The 26,070-nt window shown below is 29.9% G+C and carries 21 protein-coding genes; 4 read left to right on the forward strand and 17 right to left on the reverse strand.

Going from position 1 to position 26,070, the window contains the following annotated elements:
* Positions 1-145 precede the first annotated feature (145 nt).
* Complete coding sequence (locus Q0U66_RS02305) at positions 146-1,612, forward strand: FAD/NAD(P)-binding protein (RefSeq protein ID WP_297377071.1); 1,467 nt, start codon at positions 146-148, stop codon at positions 1,610-1,612.
* 368 nt (positions 1,613-1,980) lie between these two features.
* On the opposite strand, the gene ahpF is transcribed toward Q0U66_RS02305, so the two are convergent.
* The 4 genes from ahpF to galE all read right to left on the reverse strand — a co-directional run bounded on the left by ahpF (position 1,981) and on the right by galE (position 5,506).
* Positions 1,981-3,519, reverse strand: coding sequence for an alkyl hydroperoxide reductase subunit F (ahpF, locus tag Q0U66_RS02310; protein ID WP_297377072.1), 1,539 nt, complete (start codon positions 3,517-3,519; stop codon positions 1,981-1,983).
* Complete coding sequence (ahpC, locus tag Q0U66_RS02315) at positions 3,519-4,088, reverse strand: alkyl hydroperoxide reductase subunit C (protein WP_297377073.1); 570 nt, start codon at positions 4,086-4,088, stop codon at positions 3,519-3,521. The genes ahpF and ahpC overlap by 1 nt, the downstream gene beginning before the upstream one ends.
* A gap of 129 nt (positions 4,089-4,217) precedes the next feature.
* Positions 4,218-4,421, reverse strand: coding sequence for a 50S ribosomal protein L31 (gene rpmE, locus Q0U66_RS02320; protein ID WP_103981558.1), 204 nt, complete (start codon positions 4,419-4,421; stop codon positions 4,218-4,220).
* Between the two features lie 77 nt (positions 4,422-4,498).
* Entirely contained in the window at positions 4,499-5,506 is a 1,008-nt protein-coding gene (gene galE / locus Q0U66_RS02325; RefSeq protein WP_297377074.1) for a UDP-glucose 4-epimerase GalE, read from the reverse strand.
* Positions 5,507-5,609: 103 nt separating this feature from the next.
* Between galE and Q0U66_RS02330 the strand changes: the two genes are divergently transcribed.
* Positions 5,610-6,428, forward strand: coding sequence for a hypothetical protein (locus Q0U66_RS02330; protein WP_297377075.1), 819 nt, complete (start codon positions 5,610-5,612; stop codon positions 6,426-6,428).
* A gap of 41 nt (positions 6,429-6,469) precedes the next feature.
* Here the strand turns inward: Q0U66_RS02330 and Q0U66_RS02335 are convergent, their stop codons facing one another.
* From Q0U66_RS02335 to Q0U66_RS02390, 12 genes are all read right to left on the reverse strand, one after another.
* Positions 6,470-7,615 (reverse strand): hypothetical protein, encoded by a 1,146-nt coding sequence (locus Q0U66_RS02335; protein WP_297377076.1) that lies wholly within the window; start codon positions 7,613-7,615, stop codon positions 6,470-6,472.
* An 8-nt stretch (positions 7,616-7,623) separates the two neighbouring features.
* On the reverse strand, positions 7,624-8,997 hold the full coding sequence (locus Q0U66_RS02340) for an MBOAT family O-acyltransferase (RefSeq protein WP_297377077.1): 1,374 nt from the start codon (positions 8,995-8,997) through the stop codon (positions 7,624-7,626).
* A 32-nt stretch (positions 8,998-9,029) separates the two neighbouring features.
* Entirely contained in the window at positions 9,030-10,121 is a 1,092-nt protein-coding gene (locus Q0U66_RS02345; RefSeq protein ID WP_297377078.1) for a sugar-transfer associated ATP-grasp domain-containing protein, read from the reverse strand.
* Between the two features lie 65 nt (positions 10,122-10,186).
* Positions 10,187-11,722, reverse strand: coding sequence for a murein biosynthesis integral membrane protein MurJ (gene murJ / locus Q0U66_RS02350; protein WP_297377079.1), 1,536 nt, complete (start codon positions 11,720-11,722; stop codon positions 10,187-10,189).
* A 2-nt stretch (positions 11,723-11,724) separates the two neighbouring features.
* Positions 11,725-12,852: an ATP-grasp domain-containing protein gene (locus Q0U66_RS02355; protein ID WP_297377080.1), complete on the reverse strand. Its 1,128-nt coding sequence runs from the start codon at positions 12,850-12,852 to the stop codon at positions 11,725-11,727.
* Positions 12,842-13,720, reverse strand: a complete 879-nt coding sequence (locus tag Q0U66_RS02360) for an NAD(P)-dependent oxidoreductase (RefSeq protein WP_297377082.1) — start codon at positions 13,718-13,720, stop codon at positions 12,842-12,844. Before Q0U66_RS02360 ends, Q0U66_RS02355 begins: the two co-directional genes overlap by 11 nt.
* Entirely contained in the window at positions 13,717-14,346 is a 630-nt protein-coding gene (locus Q0U66_RS02365) for a sugar transferase (RefSeq protein WP_297377084.1), read from the reverse strand. Before Q0U66_RS02365 ends, Q0U66_RS02360 begins: the two co-directional genes overlap by 4 nt.
* A gap of 8 nt (positions 14,347-14,354) precedes the next feature.
* Positions 14,355-16,586, reverse strand: coding sequence for an O-antigen ligase family protein (locus Q0U66_RS02370; RefSeq protein WP_297377086.1), 2,232 nt, complete (start codon positions 16,584-16,586; stop codon positions 14,355-14,357).
* Between the two features lie 11 nt (positions 16,587-16,597).
* Positions 16,598-17,590 (reverse strand): GNAT family N-acetyltransferase, encoded by a 993-nt coding sequence (locus tag Q0U66_RS02375; RefSeq protein ID WP_297377088.1) that lies wholly within the window; start codon positions 17,588-17,590, stop codon positions 16,598-16,600.
* Between the two features lies 1 nt (position 17,591).
* On the reverse strand, positions 17,592-18,737 hold the full coding sequence (locus Q0U66_RS02380) for an aminotransferase class I/II-fold pyridoxal phosphate-dependent enzyme (protein ID WP_297377089.1): 1,146 nt from the start codon (positions 18,735-18,737) through the stop codon (positions 17,592-17,594).
* 33 nt (positions 18,738-18,770) lie between these two features.
* Positions 18,771-20,756, reverse strand: coding sequence for a nucleoside-diphosphate sugar epimerase/dehydratase (locus tag Q0U66_RS02385; RefSeq protein ID WP_297377091.1), 1,986 nt, complete (start codon positions 20,754-20,756; stop codon positions 18,771-18,773).
* 69 nt (positions 20,757-20,825) lie between these two features.
* Positions 20,826-22,268, reverse strand: coding sequence for an LCP family protein (locus tag Q0U66_RS02390; RefSeq protein ID WP_297377093.1), 1,443 nt, complete (start codon positions 22,266-22,268; stop codon positions 20,826-20,828).
* Positions 22,269-22,450: 182 nt separating this feature from the next.
* Between Q0U66_RS02390 and Q0U66_RS02395 the strand changes: the two genes are divergently transcribed.
* Complete coding sequence (locus Q0U66_RS02395; protein WP_297377096.1) at positions 22,451-23,674, forward strand: aminopeptidase; 1,224 nt, start codon at positions 22,451-22,453, stop codon at positions 23,672-23,674.
* 8 nt (positions 23,675-23,682) lie between these two features.
* Positions 23,683-24,909 carry an aminopeptidase gene (locus Q0U66_RS02400; RefSeq protein WP_297377098.1) on the forward strand — a complete coding sequence of 409 codons (1,227 nt, stop codon included), beginning with the start codon at positions 23,683-23,685 and terminating at the stop codon, positions 24,907-24,909.
* A 128-nt stretch (positions 24,910-25,037) separates the two neighbouring features.
* Here Q0U66_RS02400 and Q0U66_RS02405 read toward each other — a convergent pair whose 3' ends face one another.
* A complete protein-coding gene (locus Q0U66_RS02405; protein ID WP_297377100.1) occupies positions 25,038-25,796 on the reverse strand; it encodes a hypothetical protein in 759 nt (252 codons plus the stop codon).
* Positions 25,797-26,070: the final 274 nt, after the last annotated feature.

Consider the following 26,070-nt stretch of genomic DNA (forward strand, 5'->3'; position numbering starts at 1 on the left):
TATATCTTTCATAAAGTTATTTATTTTTTACTTGACTTCATATAGTTAGTCTTAATTATCAATAATTAATTTTATCACTTTAATAAGCTAATATCAAAGAAAAGACTTGTTATGTTATAATTATATAAAAGATAAAGGAGTAATTATGAAAATAGCTATTATCGGTTGTGGAGTGACCGGATCCAATATTTTAAGACATATTTTAGACCATAAAAATTTTAGGTCTGAAGATAAAATTTACATATTTGAAAAAAGAGATATTTTAGGACCCGGTATCCCATATGAAAAAGATACCCCAGTTAAGATGCTGAATGTAGGTCCTAGACTCATGTCAATGGACAAAGAAACTGATGATGATTTGCAAGAATGGCTTGATAAAAATGTTGAAGAGCCTATAAATTTTGAAGGCTTAGTTTCTAGAGAAGACTATGGATTATATTTAAGAGACTTTTTCAAAAAATATTATGAATCAGAAAATGTGGAAATTATAAAAGAAGAAGTTTCAGATATTGAGCTTGTCGGTGAAAAATTCAAACTCAAAACTAAAGAATATTTAGATATAGAATTTGATACAGTTTTTCTAGCTCTTGGTCATCCAGACTACAATGACTTTTATGACCTAAAAGGAATAGATAATTATATCCACAATCCATACTTGATGGAAGAAAAATTATCAGGCCTAGACAAAGATGCAAAAATAGGTATCATAGGCGCCGGTGCTTCTTCAGTAGACGTCTTTAGATATCTTTCCCTAGTTGTAAAGCCAGAAAAGGCCTTTGAATTTTTTGTGATAAATAGTGAAATTACTAAGTTTCCATCCATTCCTCTTGAAGATAAGAGCAAATTCAAATTTTCTATATCCTATGATTGGATAAGAGAAAGTATAAATAAAAATACTGGATTTATAGCTTTAGAGGATGGCTTAAAGAAAGTTGATGGCGACTTGAAAGCAGCAGGAGTTGATATCCTAGAATCTTATGAAAAATATAAGGATATTGACACATATGAAGGCTACCAAAAATTGATTAATGAAAAACCTTATGACTTACAAGTCTTGCATTATTACTTCGGTCTCATTTCCAAGTATCACGCCCAAATATTTGGTCTTTTATCAAAACTTGACCAAGAAAAATATCTGAATGAATACCATAAGGTATTTGATATATTCTTCACCCTGGTACCTATGAAAACTAGCCAGTGGATTATAGATAGCATAAATGAAGGAAAAGTTATCTTTAACAAGGGATTGAAAGAAATTGAACATAAAGATGGTAAATTTGTAGTTACTGGTGAAGAGGTGAAGGAAGTTGATTACCTGATTAATACTACAGGATTTAACTTAGACCTAATGGAAAATGCTAAAGAGAATATTTTAATTAAAAATCTACTTAATAAAAAGATTATTTCAAGCCAAGATTCCGCTAAGGGAATCAATGTTAAATGGCCAGATTCAAGTATTTTATCTAACAAGTATGGTGAGATTAGAAACCTTATCTCTATAGGATTTTTCCAAAGTGGATTACACTACATGCCAAATGGAGCCTTGACTATGAGAGAGATAAGCAAGATTGCAGTAGATGAGTATATGGATGAAGTGTATTTGGGATTATGATATTGTTTCATTATTTAAGTTTTTGGAGTTCCGGGCTCTGGGGCTTAGGAGTTTCGGATCATATAGGTTCAAAATAAGTTTTAAAATTCAAAAGTTGATTTTGTACTTACAGATTTTTCGTTTTTGTAAGTATAGATTTCAAAAACCAATTTTAACACTTACGGATAATAATCTAAATAAGTTTTAAAATTCAAAAGTTGATTTTATACTTATAGATTTTTCGTTTTTGTAAGTATAGATTGAAAAAAGTGATTTTAAAACTTATCTGATATATTCACATCACCATTCCTAGAAACTATATACAATATAAACAAAGACCTCATACAGCGGCTAAACCCAGCTATATGAGGTCCATTTCATTTTAAATTTTATACTCTACCCTGTCTTAATAGGTAGTTATAAGCACCTAAAGATGCGGTAGCACCAGATCCTGCTGCTATTATGATTTGTTTGTAAACTACATCTGTACAGTCACCAGCAGCGTAAACTCCTTCTACCGAAGTCAAGCCTTGGTTATCAATGACTATTTCTCCACGCTTGTTTAATTCTAAGCTGGATCCTAACCATTCTGTATGTGGGACTAAGCCTACTTGGATAAAGCATCCTGCTATATCTATAGTAGTTTCTTCTCCGCTTTGCCTATCTTTAAATACTACTTGTTCTACTTTACCATCGCCTAACAAGGCTTGGGTATTTGCATTTAAATAAACTTTTACATTGTCTAATTCTTTCAACCTATCCTGCAATACTTGGTCAGCTGTTAGTCTATCGTCAAATTGAATCAAGTGAACTTCCTTAGCTATACCTGCTAGGTCTAGGGCAGATTCAACTCCTGAGTTTCCTCCACCTATAACAGCTACTGGTTTGTCTTTAAATAAAGGACCATCACAGTGAACACAATAAGCTACACCCTTGTTTTTAAATTCTGTTTCACCAGGTATACCTATTAGTCTCCAACCTGCGCCTGTAGCTATAACAATTGTCTTAGCCTTTAGTACATCTCCATTATCTAGGCTAACCTCTACTAGGTCGTCTTTCCTATCTATGCCTGTAGCTTTGTATCCTTCTAAAACTTCTACCGGATAAGATTCAACATGAGCCTTGGCTTCAGCCATAAACTTAGGACCTTCTGTTTCTTGAATTCCTAAAATATTATTTATTTCAAGTGTATCATTTACTTGACCACCAAATTTATCAGCTAAAAGTCCGGTACGTATACCCTTTCTAACTGAATAAATAGCTGCTGACATAGCTGCTGGTCCACCACCTATGACTAGGGTATCATAAACACCTTTGTCTGCTAGGGATTCTCTAGAATCTTCTCCTAAAATCATATCTAGGATTTCTTCTAAGCTACGTTTACCACCAAATAGTTCTTGGCCATCTAGGTAAACTGTAGGCACAGCCATGATTGATTTTTCTTCAACTAGACTTTGAAATGTTCCACCCTCAATCATAGTATTGGAAATCTTTGGATTTAGCACAGCCATTATATTTAAGGCTTGTACAACTTCAGGACAATTGTGACAGGTCAAGCTTACAAATGTTTCAAAATGTAAATCTTGCTCTATCTTTCCAATCTTATCAATTAGTTCTTGGTCAATCTTTGGTTGCCTTCCACCAACTTGTAAAAGAGCAAGCACGAATGATTCAAACTCATGTCCCATTGGTACACCAGCAAAAACTACTCCTGAAGGTCCATCTTCCCTATCTAATGAAAATGATGGACTAAGGTTTAAATCACCTTCTTCTAAGGTTAATTTGTCTGATAAAGAAACAACTTCTTCAAGAAACTCTTTCATTTCTTTTGAATCGTCGCTATCATCCAAGGAAACTCTCAAGGTTAACTTGTTCTCTAATAACTCTAAGTATTGGGCTAGTTGATTTTTTAAATCACTAGATAACATTATATTTTACCTACTAAGTCTAAACCTGGTGTCAATGCCTTACCTGTTTCTTTCCATTTTGCAGGGCAAGCTTCGCCTGGATTTTTTCTAACGAATTGAGCAGCTTTTACCTTGTCTACTAAAACAGAAGCATCTCTACCGATACCGTCAGCATTAATTTCTGCAGTTTGTACAACTCCATCTGGATCGATTAAGAATGTACCTCTTTGAGATAAACCTAATTCTTCATCTAAAACATCAAATGCTAATGATAATTTTTGACTTGGGTCAGCAAGCATTGTGTACTCAATTGAGCTTATAGCATCTGAGTGGTCATGCCATGCCTTGTGAGTAAAGTGAGTATCTGTTGATGCAGAATATACTTCTACTCCTAAGTCTTGTAAGGTCTTATATTGACCTTGTAAGTCTTCTAATTCTGTTGGGCATACAAATGAGAAGTCTGCTGGATAAAAGCATAAAATTGTCCATTTACCCATGAAATCTTCATTTGTCACCTTAACAAATTCTTCTTTTTTTGGATCATATCCGTCTACACTAAATTCTTGTATTTTTTTTCCTACTAATGACATATTTTCCTCCCTTTAAAAATATTGATACCCATATTTTGAAAAAGATATCTTATTTAAATTATATAGGATAGGTGAATTATATTCAATAAAAAAGAGACCAGAGAAAATCTGGTCTCAGGATTTCTATAATTAGTCCATCTTGTATTTTTTCTTGAATTTTTCAACTCTACCACCACGTTCAGCTGTTCTTTGCTTTCCTGTATAGAATGGATGGCAATTTGAACATACTTCTACTTTGATATCTTCCATTGTAGATGTAGTAGTAAAAGATGTACCACATGTTTGGCAAGTAACTTGCGCTTCATATGTCTTTGGATGTAAATCTTGTTTCATCTTTTCACCTCTTTCACTTAATTTCTCATTTAACTACTGAATTATAGCACATATATTTAATCTTTTCAAGGCAAAGATTAATATCCATCCGGATTTTTACTTTGCCAATTCCAAGCATCTACTGCTGCTTGGTCTATATCAAATTCAGCTTCCCAACCAAGCTCTTCTTTCGCCTTAGATGCATCACAATAAGCTTCATCTAAGTCACCCGGTCTTCTTGCTTGGATTTCATAAGGTATTTCCTTGCCTACGGCTTTTTCATAGGCATCTTTTACTTCTAAAACTGATGATCCCTTACCTGTACCTAGATTATAAACATTTATTCCTTCATCTTCTAATTTAGAAAGACCAGCTATATGACCTTTAGCAAGGTCTACTATATGGATATAGTCTCTGACTCCTGTACCATCCTTGGTATCATAATCATCTCCAAAAACACCAAGTTTTTCAAGTTTACCAATAGCAACTTGGGTAATGTAAGGAGTTAGGTTGTTTGGTATACCCTTAGGATCTTCCCCTATAAGGCCTGAAGGATGGGCTCCTACAGGATTGAAATATCTAAATATAACTATATGCCAGCTGGAATCTGATACATATAAGTCCTGTAAAATTTGCTCAATAAACCACTTCGACCATCCATAAGGATTGCTAGGTTTACCTACTTCATATGACTCTTTTAAAGGAACATTTGTGTTATCTCCATACACTGTTGCAGATGAGGAGAAAATAATCTTTTTAACGCCATTATCTCTCATAACCTCTAAAAGAATTGTTGTACCACCTATGTTGTTATCATAATACTCTATAGGCTTTCTCACAGATTCTCCAACAGCTTTTAAACCAGCTAAGTGAATCACTGATTCGATTTTTTCATTTTTAAATACCTTATCTAGCCCTTCTCTATCTCTTAAGTCACCCTTATAGAATTTAGGACTTTTGCCTGTAATTTCCTTGATTCGATCAAGTACCTTTTCTGAAGAATTAGATAAGTTATCATATATAACAACTTCTTTTTCTAAACTTAAAAGTTCAACCGCGATATGTGAACCTATGTAACCTGCGCCACCTGTTAATAGTATAGACATGATTGTGCTCCTTTTCTCTTATTCTAGGTAATTATACCACATCTTTAAAATTGAAAACAAGGATACATTGTGGTAATATTGTTTTGTTATAAAGGAGTATTTAATGGAAAATGAAAAATATACAGCCAAGGTAATGTGGACTGGTGGATTTGATTCCACTTTAAGAGTATTGCAACTATCTCAATATGATATCAACATACAACCATATTATGTTTACATAAAAAAAAGATTAACAAGAGATAAAGAAGTAAATACTGTAAAGAAACTTACAGAAATGATTAAAGATAGGCCTAGTACAAAAGCTAATATCCTACCTCTAATCATATTAGATGAAGATGATTTTAGACCTATTGATCAAGATATAATTGATGCCTACAAAAGATTAACAAAAACACAACATATATCTTTCCAAAATATTTTATTGTCACAAGTAACAAGGAATGTACCTCAACTAGAAATTAGTTTTCATACATTAAAAAATGTTGACGAAGGTTCTATTGTTGATAATATTGTGGGACAAAAAGGGCTTAGAGAACAGATTGATGAAACGGGTGAAATATACTACTTCATTACAGAAGAAACAGGTAAAGATGCCGCTACTGTTTTTGGAAATTATAAGTTTCCAAAAAGAATTATAGAAAAAACTAAAGAAGATGAGCTTGAAGAATACAAGGAAATGGAAGCTATGGATATAGCTAAAAATACCTGGTTTTGCCAAAATCCTGTAGGTGAAGAGCCTTGTGGATATTGTCTAGTATGTAGAAATACAATCCATGAACTTGGAACATGGAGACTAACTGAAGCTGGTAAAAAAAGATATAAACATTGGAGATATTATCTAATGAAGCATAAGATCAAAAAAGCTATAGACTTAATTTCAAAGGGCAGCCTTATAAAATACTTTAAAAATAAATATAGATAACAAAAAAAACTAATCTCACATAAAAATGTAAGATTAGTTTTTTATTTCATTATTTTATTTAAATCATCATAGTAACCACTAATAATTGAAACTATTATTATATCTGGTTCATATTCTTCTACATAATCCTCTATTGTTTTATCCTTTATTTTTCTAAAATCGAGTGATATAAATTTATTGGCATTCATCCAAAATATACTCTCCAACATATTTGAAGTAGAATCACCTATAAGCATGATATTTGGTAAGTCTTTCCTGTTAGTATCAATCAAAGTGAATTCAGAATCTCCTCCCATATAAGAAGCATAGTACTGAGTATTTTTAAATATTTCTTTTCCAAAGTCTTCCTTGTCCTGTCTAGTATATGGAATAGACTCCTTAGCTTGCAAATAAGGCATTTTAAAATCTTCTTTTATATAATTGAAAATTTTTCTAGTATGGGCACCTACAAGGTTATAATCACCATATAAGAGATTAGACTTATTTATTACATTATCTAGCTTTATTCCTTCATTAGATAATTTATCCAATATTATCTTATAAGCCTCCATCGCTGCATAAAAATTAGGATGGTGGTCGGTTTTAGTATAAAATTGTTCCCTATCTTTTCTAAGATAAGCATCCATATCAATGTTTTCTATACCAATTTCATCTAATCTATTAAAGAATAACTTTCTTGATTCTTGGTATTTTCCCTCATTATTAAAGGCAAAATAAGGATATTGGTCTGTAAAGATATGAGATTGATCTGGAAAGCCTACAACTATGAGCTTAACGTCTAATTTTGTGAGTTTATTATTTATTTTTTCCCAGTTTTCTAAATCTTCTTTGAGTTTTTCTTCATCTACCTTCCCTTCATCTTCTCTAAATCTAAAGAGTTTCGTCTTATCCTGACTAAAAATCACATCTGATATCTTATATTTACTAAATACCTTGATATCTAAATAATTTTGTGCAGATAAAATCTTATTTCTCAAAATTAAATTATCATTGATAGATTCTTCTAAGTTTGAAGTAAATTCACCATTTAGTAAATTTTCTTTATTTGGTTTTATAAGTTTAGTTTTATACCTATTTTCACTTTCTAAAAAAGATTCCTGTCCGGTCATTTTATAGATAGTTAGAATTGAAATAAGGATCAAGAAAAATACAAATCCATATACCTTTAAGTAATTAATTTTCTTCATTTCCCCTCCTAAAACCTAAAATAGATAAATGGGTTGTATGAATTTTGAGCTAAAGACATTACTACTAGTCCAAATAAAATTGCTAATATTACTGTGTGTAAAATTTCTGTAGTCGCATTCTTTTTAACCTTTTTGAATACAGGAAATATAAAAATTAAACCCAATATTATATTAAACTTATATTGATAGAAATAGTAAACTAATTGCTTATCTATTCCTCCATTAAAAGAATACATAACTTTAATATAATTAAATATTTGTTCCAAACTTTCTGATCTAAATATTATCCAACCAATTATTATCAATATTAGAGCATATAGGTGTCCAATGATTTTCGACTTATTTAGATAGTCTAATAAAAATATTTTTTCAAATATAAGTATTACTGCAAAATAAAGGCCCCACATGATAAAGTTCCATGCAGCTCCATGCCAAAATCCTGTTAATAACCAGACTATGAATATATTTAAAATTTGTCTTCCATATCCTTTTCTATTTCCACCCAAAGGTATGTATACATAATCTCTAAACCATGTAGATAAAGATATGTGCCATCTTCTCCAGAATTCTGTAATAGATTTTGAGATATATGGATAGTTAAAGTTTTCTAAAAAATCAAAACCAAAAAACTTTCCTAATCCAATAGCCATATCAGAATATCCAGAAAAATCATAATATATTTGCAAAGTATAAGCTATAGCTCCAAACCAAAGTAATGATGAATTAGTAGAACTAGCTGATTTTGCAAATATTTCGTTAGCCATAAGCGCAAATACATTTGCTAAAAGAACTTTCTTAGCTAAGCCCTGTATAAATCTGTTTATGCCGTATGAAAACTTTTCTATACTATGTTCTCTACTTACAATTTGATTAGCAACATCCTCATATCGAACTATAGGACCTGCAATCAATTGAGGAAACATGATTACATATAGAAATACAAACAAAGGATTTTTTTGAATTAATTTTGGATTTCTATAACAATCAATTACATAACTTAGAGCTTGAAAGGTATAAAAGGATATACCTATTGGCATAATTATTTTCTTATAGTTTATAGATGCATTAAATAATACATTTATATTATCTATAAAGAAATTCATATACTTAAAATAAAGCAAATTAGCTATATTTAAAAATATAGCTAAAACTAAAAATATTTTTTTATATTTATTATCCATCAGTAAACCTATTAAATAATTTATCCCTAATGAAATTAGTAATAAAACTATTAATTTAGGTTCACCATAAAAATAGAAAATCAAACTAAAAATTAATAAAATATAATTTCTTATGTTAGTTTGTTTCTCTCCTACTGAATAATAGGCTATTAAAACAGCCGGTAAAAATATAAATAAAAATACTAAACTACTAAATACCATTTTTTCTCCATGGCAAATTTATAATTTGCTAATTATGATTTTTTATTTCTGTAATTAAAAAATTCAGTTAAGAATTCATCTGAGACATCTCCAAATATAGGTCCATCTTCTGACTGGTTTTCTCCAGCTAGTCCGTTTAATTCAATAAAAACTGCTTCTAAATTTTTGTCAATAGCAAAATCCCAGCCAACCCATCTTAAATGCGGAACTCTTGGATGTATTTTTTTTACAGTTTCAATAACCTTGTCAAATCCTAAGATTTCAGGTTCGCCAATTTCTTTTCCTTCAGAATCTTTATTGAAAAATCTGTCACCTTTCATCATATAACCTTTTAACTTATTAGTCTTTATATCAATAGGTCTACAATCACCACCTTGAGAGTAATTATCTACTTCTGAACCTTTACTTCCTACTCTGACTATGGCTGATAAAATTTCGACCCTATCCTTCATCAATAAAGATAAGACTCTTATGGTATTTACACTAGATTCATTAAAATTATCCAGTTGAGGACTTTGTTCAATAATTTCTTGTATGATAAATTCTTCATTTTTCATACGTTTTTTTATTTCTTTAATTACTGATAAATAATCTTTGTCCAAATATAATTTTTTTATTCCATGGCCTTTTTCACCATCAATAGGTTTAATAATCAGCTGTTGATGATTTTTAAGAATAGATTCTAAATCAGAAAAGCTAATAAGATTATTATTAGCATCTAATAAAAAACCATTTATATACTTAACTACATCCTTTGCTTTTTTTATATCATTCATAATATATTCAAAATAAAATTTATTATTTATAGTATCCTGTATTATATAATTATTCATATATGGCATAATCTCATTTTGAAATAAATCCATTGGAATAATTTTAGGATCAAAACTTTGTAACCTATTCCCATAATATTGATACCAGTATTTTTTAGGTCTATAGGTATTATTAGAGATTTTATCCCAATAAGGCAAAACTTTTTCTTTAAACTCTTCTTCTGAACCCTGGTAATAATTGCCTTTTTTTATTTCATTTTTCACAAATCTTTTATATTTGTAGGCATTTGCCTTACATCTTAAATTATTTATAAGATTAAATGTCGATAAACGTAAATTTCTAAAATTCAAAACAATTCTCCTTGAAAATAATTAATAAATTATATAATACAATAATTATATGAAACTCTTATAAATTAGTCTTTATTCTTTATTATCATCCTATACAAAGATTTTATTTTATCTCTTTGAATTAGATAGATTAATGCAAAGAATATAAAGGCTGATATTAACATTACTAATATAAAGTTAAATAATTTAGATAATAAACTAAGATTATAAAAATCTATAAATTTATCAAATATAAATTTAGATATTAAAAGAACTATAGCTGATACTACAAAAATTTGTAAATATGTTCCTATTTTCTTCATGTACTCCAAAAATGTTATCTTAACTTTTTTATTAATTATAATAGATAATCTAATAAAGGTAATCCAGTTAGTGATAGTAGTTGCTAAAGCTAAACCCTTGTAATGATAGTTTTTAACGAAAATTACATTTAATATAAGATTCAGTACTAAAGTGATTATACCATCAATCATACTGGTCTTTGTATCATTAGTCGAATAAAAAATTTTACTATATACTAACTTTCCAGCCATTGGTAATAAACCTATAGAATACAACTTTAGCGCATTTGAAGTTCTATTTATTGAATCTATATCAAAAGCACCTCTTCCATAAAATATAGTTACTATTTCATGACTATAAAAAACTAAAACAAAAGATATAGGTATTACCACTAAACACATAAGCTCAAAAGTTTTTTCATAAGTATCTATAAATTTTTCATATTGTTTTTTATTATAGGAAGCAGCTAATAAAGGAAGTAGTATTAATCCTATCGGACTGATCAGTCCATCTAAAAAAATGGCATTTAACCTATAAGCATAATCTAATACTGTTATACTTCCATAGTCTAGAAATGAAGCTACTGATTTATCTACTATAGAATTTAAATCATTTATTATAACTCCTACCAATATTGGTACTAGCAATACAGCCGCCGATTTTAAATATTTTGCTTTTTTATCTAAAAACCAATAATACTTGTAACCAGTTTTTCTTAAAAATGGAATCTGAATTATCATCTGCATTGATATTCCGATGACTTGAGATACCATCAAGCCAGTAATTCCAAATTTTGTAGAAAAGAATAATAAATAAATGATTACTGGAATATTTTGAGCAAAAGGTAAAAGTCCAAAATCTACAAATACTCCCTCATGGTTTAAAAACCCTCTAAATATTCCTTGGGCAGAATAAAACATAAGGGCTGGTATCCCCATCCTAAACATAGTATTGGTTAATTTAAATTGTTCCCCTTCAAAACCAGATGATAATATACTAATAAATATGGGGCTTAGAAAGAACATACTTACTATTAATAAGAATGATACTAATAATGTAATATTTAATATGTTATTTACAATTTCAATTCTTTTATTCTTATCATCTTCCTTAGATATTGTCATGACTACTATGTTATTCATAGATGATGTAAGAAGTGAAGATAATATAAGCACACCGGTTAAAGCTATAATGAAGGCGTCGGTTTCCTTACTACTACCAAATTGCTTAGCTAGTAGAATTGACCTATAAAGACCGATACCTTTTCCTAAAAATCCTAATAAGGTAACCAGAACAAAAGATTTCATTGTCTTTTTCATATCTATTCCTTACTTGGGATATCTTCTCTTATCATATAATATCCAATTTTTTCCATATAACCTGTAACTGATTTCACTTTATCGCCATTTTTATAATACCAATGTAGGTCTAAGTATTCCGATGGTAATTCATATTTGCTTTTATCCACTATTGTGTGTGGTTTGTCAGATATAAACTTAGTTATAAAGACTCCATCTTTTATAATATTTTCTTTTATTTCAGGTTTATGACCTAGTAAAAAATCTAAGGACATTTGCACAAAATTTATATCTGTAGCATAGTTAATCAATTTCCACATATGACATCCATCATACCTAGGTGTGAATTCAATTAAGTTCACTTTATCCCCATCGATTTTCATTTGGAAATAAATATGACCATTTTCAAATCCCATCTTTTGGTTAACAGCTAAAACTAATTTTCTAATTTTTTCATCAAGTTCATCACTTACAATATTAGGCTTTATAATATGTGCCTTAATTATACCGCCAGGGTATTCTGTATAAGAAATTCTATCTGAAATTATATAATTAACTAAATCATTATCCACCATGAATGAATTTACAGAAATTTCATATCCGCCAGCATACTCTTCTATTATTAAAGTACCTGATTTAGAAAACTTGATACTCTTGTCAAATACAGTCTTTACATCGTCAAAATTTTCTACCCTATATACTCCTCTTTGGCCTGATCCATCAACAGGTTTTAAAAATGCTGGATAGATATCCCATGATTCGAGATCTTCCAATTTCTTAGCAGATTGGGATTTTAAATTTCCTTCTATGTCACCTAATTCTTTTCTCCATTTATATTTATCATTAAACTTTTCTAATGACTCACTGGAAAAGAAATTAGGTAAATTTAACTCTTCTGAAATTTCAGTGATAATTGGTAAGGCAGTTTCAAGTCCCATAGTAAAAATAAAGTCTATTTCGTTTTCAATTACATAGTTTTTAACCTTATCTTTATCCCTGATATCAATTTTTTCAAAATGATCTGTATGTTGTTTTATATCTTCAACTAAGTTTCCGCCTATTACATAAACTTCTAAATCTTTTTTCTTGGCTTCTATGGCTAAATCTACTTGTGATTGTCCACCACCTAATATCAGTATTTTACGCTTCATAGCTTCTCCATATCTTTTCAATACTAGTATCTAAATTTATTTTTGGATACCAGTTTAATTCTTCCTTTATTTTTTTTATACTTACCTTGTTAGTGCTATTATCTATATTTGTTGCTTTATCTATAGTTATTCGACTCTTAGATTTATAGTTTATAACTTTTCTAATTGAATCTATAATATCTTCAATAGTGTATTCATCCTCGGCGCCTATATTGTATACCTCATTGACCTTTAACTTATCTGCTTTTATTATTTCCGCAAAGACTTCACATGCATCTTCTACATGTAAAAATGAAAATTTTTTTCCACTATCTATTAAGTTCATATCTTCATCGTTTAAGTAATGATAAATAAATTTATTGATAAATCTCTGATCAAAATTTTCACCTATTATACTTGCTATTCTTAAGTTTAAATAATCTATATTGTATTTATTTGCAAAATCTTCAAAGTATTTCTCTGTATAGATTTTTGCTATACCATATAGGCTAAAAGGTTTTAATAAATCAGTTTCCTTAGCTTCTTTTATCCTGTTTTTGTCATATACCGATTGGCTAGATATATTTATAATAGTTTTCACGCCATATTCATATGATTTATCCAATAAGTCATAAGTAAAATCATATGAATCTAAAATTAAATCTATATCCGATTTTCTAGGAAAGGCTAGATTCAATAAATAATCAGCTTTGATGTCTTGATTATTTAAAAACTCTTCAAAAGCTAATATTCTTATATTACTTTCAAATTCTTTTAGCTTGTCTTTGTTTCTAACTACAGCAATGATATTAAAGTCTTTATTGTAAAGTCTAATAAAATTTTTACCTATATATCCACTTGCTCCAGAAATAATTACTGTCTTTTTCATCTGACTTTTTTAAAATTCCTTTCAGCATCAAAATCTTTTAAGTTTTTAGGTCTAGTAGTAACACTAGTATCGGCTCCAGATACTAGTTTTCTTATAGTTTTAAATAAAATTTTTAAATCTAGTAGAAAGCTAAGATTATCAACATAATATACATCATATCTAAACCTATCTTCCCAATTTAAATTAGATCTTCCATTAACTTGTGCAAGACCAGTAATGCCAGGCCTTACATCATGTCTTCTTAGTTCTTCAACAGTATAGTAGTGGTAATATCTAAGCACAAGAGGTCTTGGTCCAATAAAACTCATTTCCCCCTTGATAATATTAAGCAATTGAGGTAGCTCATCTATACTTAATTTTCTTATGATTTTACCCGCTTTAGTTATCCTGTCCTTATCTTTTCTTCTATTACCTTCACTATCAAAAGGTACCAGGTCCATAGTTCTTAATTTATATATTTTGAATTTTTTATTCTTATAGCCTATCCTCTCTTGAGTAAATACTACAGGGCCTGGTGAATCTATTTTTATAAATATAGCTCCAATTATAATAAATGGTAGGCCTAAAATTAATAGAACTACAGCCATAATAAAATCTAATAGTCTTTTAAAAAATATTTTATACATAACATCCCTTAATACTGTCTAAATAAATTTATAAATGCAGAGTTTTCTAAATAGTTTTTAAGTGTTTTTTCTCCATTTGATTTAACTTTAGTATTCTCATCCATATCCTTAAAACTTATAAAATTAAAATTAGATTTTTCTAATTCATTAACAACATTATAAAATCTATCTTTTAACTCTTCCTTATCTATGTTGAATTCTAAAAGAATCAAAGATTTGTTTTCTAAAGATTTATTTATTAATTCATTAGTATGATTCAATACTTCCTTATTTATTTTAATTAAATCTTCTTTACTAATACCTGTTTTTTTATTTTTATCGCTTTCTTTTTCTTTATTTAATCTTATATCTTCTTGGTTTATCAGCTCACTATCATCATAAACTTTTGTGTATTTAAGATTATATAAGTCTTGTTTATTAATTGATTTATAGAAATTTTCATCATCTTCTTCTAATATAAATTTTCTATACTCCATTAAACTGTATGTTATATGCGCATCATATGCAGAAAAAGGTGCTATAAAGGCGGGAATAGGATTTTTTATCGAATATTTTTCTCTAAATAAATCCTGTTTATTTATATCTTCAACTATTCCTTCATATCTTGTTCTTCTGTAACTAGTAGAAGACTTAGGATTGTCATTAACTTCTATATCTTTATTATCCATATAAATATTATTATTTATTTTATTTGCGTCAACAAAAACATTTGAAGCTATTCCTCTTTCTTCTAAGTATCTATATGCTTTTATTTTTTCTTCTTCATTTTCACCATTTAACATAATTAAAGCTGTTGCTTTATTTATATTATAAGTTTTGGTATCTTGATTTTTATAGCTGGTTGAAAAATAATATACGCTTGACCCAACGAATAAAAATCCTGAAATTATTAAAGCTGCTATTTTGTTTTTACTTATTTTTTTATAATCAAAAGAATAGATTATAATCAATCCTATTAAGGACCAAAAATATGATAAAAACCAGAAAGAATCTGATATAAGCAACTTTGTACTCATAGTTAAAAATATTATGATATTTAATGAATCTTTTAATTCTAATTTAATTAGTAGCTTTATAAGTAGATATAATAGGTATATAAATCCAATAAATCCAACAAGTCCAAAACTTGCCAGAGCTTCTATAACAATATTGTGGCTATATCCCCATTCATAGTATTTACCTACATAGTCTCTATCTCCAAATATTCCTTGTCCAAAAATTGGACTATCTTTAAATGCTTCAAGCCCTAATTGCCATATAGTAAACCTACCATTTGATTCTAGAAATTGACCATCTTTAATCATTTCTTTATTTCTTGATCCTTCTTCGCCTAAAATTTCTGAAAGATCCTTATCTTTTTCTTCCTCAGGTAATTCGCTTTTATGTTTCTCATATTCTATTTTATAATTTTCATTACTAATCTTTGTTATATAGGTTGGTAAACCGCTAAATAAAACTCCTATTGATATTGAAAAACTAATTAAGAAGGTTAATATAAGTTTATTGTAGTCTTTTCTTTCTAATTTATTAAATAAAAATATTAATATTATAAAGAAATAAGCTATAAATAAAACTATAACTCCTCTAGATCCCATCATCATAGTCATAGACATTAGAAAAATTGATATCCCGAGATACAGCTTATTCTTTTCATATATGAATAATGAAAAAAATATTACTGTAACAAAGGCAAGTTCAAATCCTAGGTCCATATTATAAAGTCTTACCAAAGCTTGTTCAGATGGAATTGAACCTATAAAATAATTAATCCAGCTTCCTACATAAATGAATAAGAATATTTGTATTAAATAATAAACTAAATTTATATAAGCTACTATTTTCAAATTTCTAAATATCTTATCCTTGTTTGATATTAGTAGCATTATCAAGAACCCTGATATTGATGTCCTAACATCAAATACATTTATAAAAAATCCAAAGGCCCTATCATTAAACCAAAAAGCTAATTTTGGATTTAATATATGACTTATATTAACCATAGTTAACATAAGTAAAAAGAAAATAAAGAATAAAATATAACCATGATTTTTCTTCTTAATGTTGTATGCTATAGCTCCTACATATAATACGCAATAGAAGGCCAAAGCTACTAATTGTCCTTTTCCCCCTAATACTAAAGTGAAAAGTTTACTCACTAATCTATTAGCAAAAAATAGCACAAAAACTAGGTCGATTATATTAAATTTTCTAGCTTCTTCTCTTAAATGTAATTCTTTCATAAATTTTCTCTTTATCCCCTATATTGAGGGAAAAATTCTTCCTTTTCTGTATTTGTTTGCTCTACTAAGTAATCATATACTTCTTGATTATATATTTTTTTACCAATATAGAAATCAAAAAAACCTTCTTTGGTAAATTTAGATTTAAACTTTAATAAACTATCATTTTCATCATTTGTAGTTCCACCACCATAGTGGATATAGTTTATACCATTTTCTTCACCCCACTTTAGGGTTAGGTATTTTAATATATAAGCTGGTGATAGGTGTAAGTAATTGTGGTCTGTTCCAGATAAGTGTGCATGTAGCATATCCTTATATCTAAAATATAGGCCACTAGCAATGCACTTTTCATCCATATAAATATTAATATTTATTAGATGGTTTTTCATATTTTTTATTAAAAACTCAAAGTATTCCCTATCAAAATAGTAATAATCTCTTGCATCATTCCTATCCATAGTGTCATAGTAAATTTCCATAAACTTATCTAAATCTGATGGGTTTTCTATAATTTCATATTCAATATCTTCTTTAAGAATTTTTCTAATTAATTTTCTAGTACTTTTACTAAACTCTTGGGTAAAAGCATCTTCCTTATCTTTTAAAACAGTCGCTACTGTCTTTCTCATATAAATATTGTCATATAATTTAGAAAAATCTTTTTGATTATCTAATAAGGGATGATATCTGACAAATTCTGAAACTATATTGTTATCTTTGCAATATTTAGCAAAGTGATCCATATAAGCTTTTAATAATTGGTCCTTGTCCTTTTCTAAACTTAGGATGATAGGACCACCATAACCATAGGGTGTCTGTATATCATAATAATCTTTATCTAAATCTACACCCTCTAAATCTATTTTTCTTTTCAAAAATACATTCAATATTTTTCCATTTTCATCTTCATATAAAAAAGATTCTGACTTTCCTTCTAGTAAGTATTCTGTAGATTTAGCGTATTCATCAGTATAATATATATCTGGTAACAATTCATTCATATTATCCTACAAACTCCTTAATAGCTTTTATAACAAGCTTTTGTTCATCTTCTGTCATCTTTATATCACTCGGAAGGCATAGGCCTCTTGCAAAAATATCTTCTGTTACGCTTGATTCCTCTGCAATTACATAGTCGTATTCTTGGAATACTGGTTGCAAGTGCATAGGCTTCCATATTCTTCTTGCTTCAATATTGCATGCATCTAAAAATTGTTTTAATTCTTCTGGATTTAAACCATTCTTGTAGGCTTCTTCATTTATAATCATTGCAGATAACCAGAATGAAGGAACTGAATCTTCTAAGTATGGATTCATACTGATTGGTAATCCATCAAAGTCTTTTTCATATGTTTTATAAATCTTAGTTTTCAAGTCTTTATGTTCTTCTAAGTGCAATAATTGTCCTCTACCAATACCTGCTAATACATTGGATAGTCTATAATTGTATCCGATTTCTGTGTGTTGGTACCATGGTGCTGGGTCTTTAGCTTGGGTAGCCCAAAACTTAGCCTTATCTGTTGCTTTTTTATCACTTGATAAGACCATTCCACCACTTGATGTTGTGATCAATTTATTTCCATTAAATGAAATTCCAGCATATTTACCAAAGGTACCAGTTTGTTTTCCTTTGTAAGTTGCAGATAGAGATTCTGCAGCATCTTCAATTAATTGAACATTATATTCTTCACACAATTCAAGTATTTCATCAAGTTTTGAAGGGATACCATATAAGTGTACAACCACTACAGCCTTCACCCTATCCTTATATTTATCTAAGGCTATACGTAGAGCTTCAGGGTCCATATTCCATGTTTCCCTATCTGAATCAATAAATACCGGTATAGCATTTTGATAAATGATTGGATTTACTGTTGCTGCGAAGGTAAGGTCTTGAACTAAAACAATGTCATCCTTTCCTATATCAGCTAATTTATAAGCTAAGTGCAAGGCTGCTGTACCTGAAGATACAGCCGATGTTCCTTCTATTCCTAAATATTCAGCCATTTCCTTTTCAAAAGCATCTACATTTGGTCCTACTGGAGCTATCCAGTTTGTATCAAATGCTTCTTCTACAAATTTTCTTTCATCACCGTGCATTGTAGGTATTGAAAGTGGTATTCTCTTTTCTAATCTTTGAAATTTCATTATTATAACCTCTCTATAATGGAGCTCCTATGACTATTTTGATTCTTTATATAATTCTTCAAATTTGTCTTTATTCATTTCCAAGTCTGAATCAGGACTATGGTAGGTAACAACTACTTTTGATAAGATATCCAATGATTCTTTGTATACATCTAGTTCAACTAAGTCACCTAAAGTAGACATTTCCTTAAAGAACTCGCCAAAATCAATATCCATAGGTTTTGCTATATGGATGATTTGATTATCAGTCTTTTGTAGTCCTTCCTCTGCCATTAATTTTTCTTCATATAATTTTTCACCAGGTCTCAAGCCTGTATAAACTATGTCTATATCAACATCCGGTTTTAGACCTGATAGTTTAATTAAGTTTCTAGCTAATGTATCTATTTTAACTGGCTCACCCATGTCTAGGACGAAGATTTCTCCACCCTTGGCATTGAATCCTGCTTCAATAACAAGGCCTACAGCTTCTGGTATTGTCATAAAATATCTGATTATGTCTTTATGGGTTACTGTAACTGGTCCACCCTCTGCTATTTGCTTTTTAAATAGTGGAATTACCGAACCATTTGAACCTAGAACATTCCCAAATCTCACAGCTACAAAGTTACTTGTAAAGTCCTTGTCATAAGGTCTAATCATGTTGTATTTTTCCGATTTGAATTTTGGTAATATTGAATCATCTTTAGTTTTTGAAATGTGATCCATAGCTTGGATTATCATTTCACACATTCTTTTTGTAGCACCCATGATATTGGTTGGGTTTACCGCCTTGTCTGTTGATATTAGTATAAACTTTTCTACCTTATATCTTAATGCTGCAAAGGCTGTATTGTAAGTACCGAACACATTGTTTTTTATAGCTTCTATTGGACTTACTTCCATAAGTGGTACATGCTTGTGAGCTGCTGCATGGTAAACTATTTGAGGTCTGTATTCAAAGAATACGTCATCTAACTTTTTAGGGTCCCTCACAGATCCTATCAAGGCTACAAGATCAAGATTTGGGTAAGTTCTTCTTAATTCTTGCTCTATAGCATATAAATTGTTTTCATATATATCAAATAGGATTAGTTTTTTAGGTTTATTTCTAGCAATTTGTCTTGAAAGCTCACTACCTATTGAGCCACCACCACCAGTAACAAGTATAATTTTACCTTGAATGTTGTCTAAGGTGTGCTGACTATTTATATTGATTTGTTTTCTTTCAAGTAAGTCTTCAATTTGTACATCTCTTATATTACTTACATTTACATTTTTATTATCTAGTAAACCTTCTATTGAAGGCAATGTTTTAAGTTTAGCACCTGATTCTTTACATACATCTATAATCTCTTTTATGTGAGACCTGCTAGCAGATGGTAGGGCCAAAATTATAGAATCTACATCCAGATTTTCAACAGTTTCGACTACTATATCTCGTCCTCCCAATATAGGGGTTGAAGAAATATATCTACCATGTTTATTTGCATTGTCATCTATAAATCCAACAACATCATATTTTATGTTTTTATAATTCTTTATATCGTTGTATATAAGTCTACCAGCTTCTCCTGCCCCATATATAAGGACTCTTTCCATATTTGGTCTTGCTTTTAGATTGTCTGTAATCATATTAAATAGCCTATAGGTAAACCTTACACCGGTTACCAATAAGAATTGTATGATTCCACCCATTATATAGTATGAAATTGGCATTCTTACAAAAGCAAAAAGTGATACTAAAATATAAAAGGCACTTGTTATAATAGTTGCTAACAGTCCCCTTAACAATTCTGTAACACTAGCAAATCTCCATAAAGTTTGGTACATCTTTAAAAGATTGAATACTATTAAAGAAAAAATAGTATAAAGCGGTATCATTCTTATAAAAGTAGTTAAAAATAGTTCAGGAATATAACTATAGGTAAAATCAAACCTTAAAAACAAAGCAAATAAATAGGCAATATTAATAGCTATGATATCAAAGATTACAAGGCCAATATTAATTAATTGCCAATGCTCTAATTTTCTTTTCATCTCTTCTCCTTCTTATTCTGACAAAGAGCTGGAGTAAACTCCAGCTTCATCCATCATTCTTATTATTTTCTAATTACCAAGTAAAGTTGCTTTAATTAATTCCTTGGATTCTTCTACAGACTCAAAAGAAAGCTGAATCATAGATAAATTAAATCCAGGCATAGCATATGAAGGAAGACCCATCACAGGTTCTCCTTGCAATTGGTATTGTTTTATATCCCAAGTAGGCATCTTGGCTATTTGGGTGTTAATCATTTCTGTAATTTTGTTTGTAGGTAAATTTGTATTAACATTTGACAACACTGTATCTAATAGAGAATTGTAACTTAAAAGTATTGATGGTGACATAGCCTTTTTCATCATAGCCTCTAAAACTAACATTTGGTGTCTACCTCTTGCAAAGTCTCCATCAACAAAAGCTTTTCTTTCTCTTACAAAGTTTAATGCTCTTTTACCAGATAGTTCGATTTGCCCCTTTGGATAATAATCGTCTGATATTGCTGTAAAAGCTTGGTCATTATAGACTGTTATACCACCGAGTATGTCAATAATTTCCTCAAAAGATGAGAAATTAACTTTAGCATAATAGTTGATATCTATGTCTAATAAATTCTCAACTGTAGAGACTAAAGTTTTTATTCCATAAGCTCCAGCATGGGTTAATTTATCTTTCCCAAGTCCAGTCATTTCAACATATGAATCTCTTGGCAAAGATGTGATTAATATCTTATGGGTCTTAGGGTTTATTGTAACCAATATATTTACATCAGACCTAGTGTTTTCATATAGACTAGTTCTAGTATCTGATCCTGTCACAAATATATTAAAGCTCTCGCCAGCTTCTACACCCTTTGATATATCATCAATATTTCTGTGCAATTTAAATGAATTATCTTTACTATTTACAGCTAAGACTTTATGCTTTTCTTCAAAATCATTGCTTTGTTCTATGATCATTGCAAGTTTTGATTTATTAAGTATCATATAATCAATCTTAGCAGACATAAGGTCTTTAGCTAAATCCAGGGTGTTTGTTCCTTCTTCAAACTTAACGCTATTATTGTTTTTAAGGATAGCATCTTCAATTATCTTAATTTCTCTTTCCTTGTCAGTCTTATCATAGTAAATCGTGTCTCCTCTTAACTCAGCTATAGAATTAACAGGATTGTCTTTTCTAGTAATAACCGAATATTCTAATATTTCTTTTTTTGAATCATTTAATCTTAGGTTGTATTTTGAATATGTATTTTGTATATAATAAGCACCAAAAACAAAAATTATAGTAAATATAGACAATATAAATGCTGAAAAATAAAATACTTTTGCATCTCTAGGCCTTTTAATAATAAGTATCCCTATCGCTAAATAAACCAGCAGAATCAAGGATATCAATCCAAATCTATGTAGGTTAGGCAATAGGCTATTTAAAGATAAAATAGCAATAAATACTCCCGCTGCTATTGTTGATATTAAGTATAGTAAATTTATAAAAAAGTTCTTTTTAGAAGTCATTTGTTTTCCTTATTAATTTTAATTTCATGTACTCTTATTCTACCACTTCGCCTACTACTTTACAAAATTTTTAATCGTAGAAAATCTTAAGATTTACTTATTATTTGAACTTATTAATAATTATCAAAATTTGCCTATTATTTTAGGATAGTGATATAATATACTAAAATTTAGGAGGAATTATGAGTTTTAAAGATAAATTAAATAAGTATGCTCAACTTGTTGTTGAAGTTGGGTCAAATGTACAAGAAGGAGATACAGTAAGTATCGCTGCTCCTGTTGAAAGTGCTGAATTTGCAAGAATGCTAGCAGAAAATTCATACAAAGCAGGTGCTCATGAGGTAATCATAAACTGGAGAGATGATGTAATCACCAGATTAGCCTATGAAAATCAACCTGTTGAAGTTTTAGAAGATATAGCTCAATACGCCTATGATAGAGCTGAGTACTATGCTAAAAAAGGTCAAAAATCTATATCAATTTCAGCAGCTGATCCAGAATTATTGAAAGGAATAGATGCTCAAAAAATACAAAGAGCTTCAAAGGCTATGTCAGAAAAATTCCAACCATTAAGGAAATACACTATGAACGACATAAATTCATGGACTGTAATTTCTGTTCCTACTCAAAAATGGGCAGAAAAAGTATTCCCAAATAGTGAAAATCCAGTTGAAGACTTGTGGGAAGCAATCTTTAAGACTGTAAGAGTTGACAAAGAAAACCCAATTAAAGAATGGGAAGACCACTTAAATACCTTAACCAAGAAATCTGACTGGTTGAATGAAATGAATTTTGAATTTTTAAGATATAAGTCATCAAATGGTACAGATTTAGAAATAAGATTACCAGAAGGACACATTTGGACAGCAGCTTCATCATTAAACTCAAAGGGTGAATCATTCGTACCAAATATGCCAACAGAAGAAGTATTTACCTTACCTCACAAGGATGGTGTAAATGGTGTTGTACGTTCTGCAAAACCATTAGTTTATGCTGGTAATGTAATTGATGAATTTTGGCTAAAATTTGAAGATGGTGCAGTTGTTGACTTTGACGCTAAAAAAGGAAAAGAAACTTTACAATCTCTATTCGATAAAGATGAAAGAGCAAGAAGACTTGGTGAAGTTGCCCTAGTTCCTTTTGATAGCCCAATTTCAAATTCAAATATCCTATTTTTCAATACTTTATTTGACGAAAACGCATCATGTCACCTAGCCTTAGGTAAAGCATATCCAACAACCATTAAGAATGGTGAAAATATGACAGATGAAGAACTTGCAGAACATGGTGTAAATGATTCTTACGCACACGAAGACTTCATGGTTGGTACTGAAGACCTTGATATCATCGGTGTAAAACATGACGGAAGCGAAGTTCAAGTATTTAAAAATGGTAACTGGGCTTAGGAGGAAAGATGAAATTACAAGATAAAATTAAACAATTAGCAGAATTAGCTGTAAAGATTGGTGTAAATGTATTACCAGGTGACACTGTAGAAGTTAATGTCCCTGTAGAAAGAGCTGACTTAGCAAGAGAACTTGCAGCTGAAGCTTACAAGGCTGGCGCCCACAAGGTAATAATAACTTGGTATGATGATTTCAAAAACTTGTTAGATTATACCTATTCACCAACCGAAGTGATGTCAGAAGTACACCAATTTGAATTTGATAAGAACGAAACTTTATTAAAATCTGGTGTAAAACAAATCTTTGTAAAAAGTACTGACCCAGAATTATTAAAATCAATTGATCCAGAAAAGATCCAAGCTGTTACCCAAGCTAGGTCAGAAAAATTACATTCATTAATGAAGTACAGAATGAATGATATTACATCATGGACAATCATTTCTGCTCCATCAGAAGGATGGGCTAAAAAAGTATTTCCAGATAGTGAAGATCCAGTTGCTGACTTATGGGAAGCAATTTTCGAAACTACAAGAGTGAATAAAGAAGATCCAGTTAAGTCATGGAATGACAATATCAACCTATTAGTTGAGAAAGCAAAATGGATGAATGAACAAAACTTCAGCCACTTGCACTACACAAATTCAAAAGGTACCGACTTAACAATCGGTTTACAAGAAGGCCACATTTGGAGGGCTGCATCCACACAAAATATCAAGGGTGAAGCATTCGTACCAAATATGCCAACTGAAGAAGTTTATACATTAGCAGACAAATATGATGTAAATGGTAGAGTTTACTCAGCTAAGCCACTAGCAAATGCTGGTAATGTTATAGATGATTTCTGGCTAGAATTCAAAGATGGTAAGGTAGTTGATTTTGACGCAAAAGTTGGAAAAGAAGCCTTGAAATCTTTATTAGACAGAGATGGAGACAATTCAAAGAGACTTGGTGAAGTTGCTTTAGTTCCTCATGATAGTCCAATTTCAAACTCAAATATTTTATTCTTCAATACTTTATTTGATGAAAATGCATCATGCCACTTGGCAGTAGGTGCTGCATATCCAACCACAATTGAAGGTGGAGAAAATATGTCAGAAGAAGAATTAGAAGAACACCATGTAAACCAATCTAAGGTACATGCTGACTTTATGGTTGGTACCAAAGATTTAGATATTGTTGGTATTAAGAGAGATGGAAGCAAGGTTCAAGTATTTAAGGACGGAAACTGGGCTTAGGATTTTGTAGTTTTGGGATTATCTCCCAGCACGCAAAGAGCACACAGATAAACAAATATATTAGAGAAAGTCACGAACGTGTTTCGTGGCTTTTTTGATTATAAAATATTAATATTGGTTAGGAAATTTTAGGAAAAATATTTGGCAATCATCTTTTCTACTAGCTTGTAATTTAATGGTTTACTACTGCTTTCAAAAGTTATTATAAAGTTTATTCCAGGTAGGTAGCCATTATCTAGATAAGCTTGGATTTTTCTATAGGTTTTGTCTCTGTATACTATATCATCCATCATCCCAAAATGTTCCCAATAGATTTCTTGATTTATTTTTGAATCAAAAATTGTGAAGTCTGGGTATACCCTGCCATAATTGTGTAAAAATAGTTCTTTTTCATACTTGAATGCTATCCCATTGTTTTTTAGTTTGCTGGCAATGATGTATTCTGACTTGGACCTGAATTCTTCTTTTGGTATTGTTAATGACCTATATCCCTCATTCAGCCATTCTTCAGTTATTTGTTTTTTAGTTTTTTTGATAGGCTTAACAATACCTTTTTTGATTGGATCTAGGTCATCGTATACGGCATCTATTAAGTCATCTTGGTAGAGTTTGTTTAGTCTTTTGATGATGGGAAGGAGTTTTTTGGCTTTTTTATAGACTTTGTTTTCATAGTTTGATTGGAAGTATGATTGGATGATAGATTGGTCGTCTTTGGTTAGGGTTTTTATGTATTTGTTATTTTTGTAAAGCTTAAAATATGTTTTCTTATTGGATCTATCTATTTTTATATGTCCATTAAATCTCAGCTTCGATTTTTCATCCATTTTTATTAGTATGTCTTTTAATTCTTTTTCTTGTCTTTTAAGTTCCTGCTTTATTGAATCCATGTAATGTTCCTTTCTCTATTCATAAATATAATTTTGATGGTGTCAGAGATTATTAATTTCCTTATAAAGAACTGCTTTCAGTACTTTAGTGTAATTATTTATCTATAAGTACAATATTCGTTAGACTTTAGTTCGATTTTTCTTCAATAAGTACAATATTTCTTGGACCTTATCGCAAATTTTCTCCAATAAGTACAATATTTCTTGGACTTCAGTATAATTTTTCTTCAATAAGTACAATATTTCTTGGACCTTATCGCAAATTTTCTCCAAT

This window comes from uncultured Helcococcus sp. (genome assembly GCF_946998255.1).
Classification (GTDB): domain Bacteria; phylum Bacillota; class Clostridia; order Tissierellales; family Peptoniphilaceae; genus Helcococcus.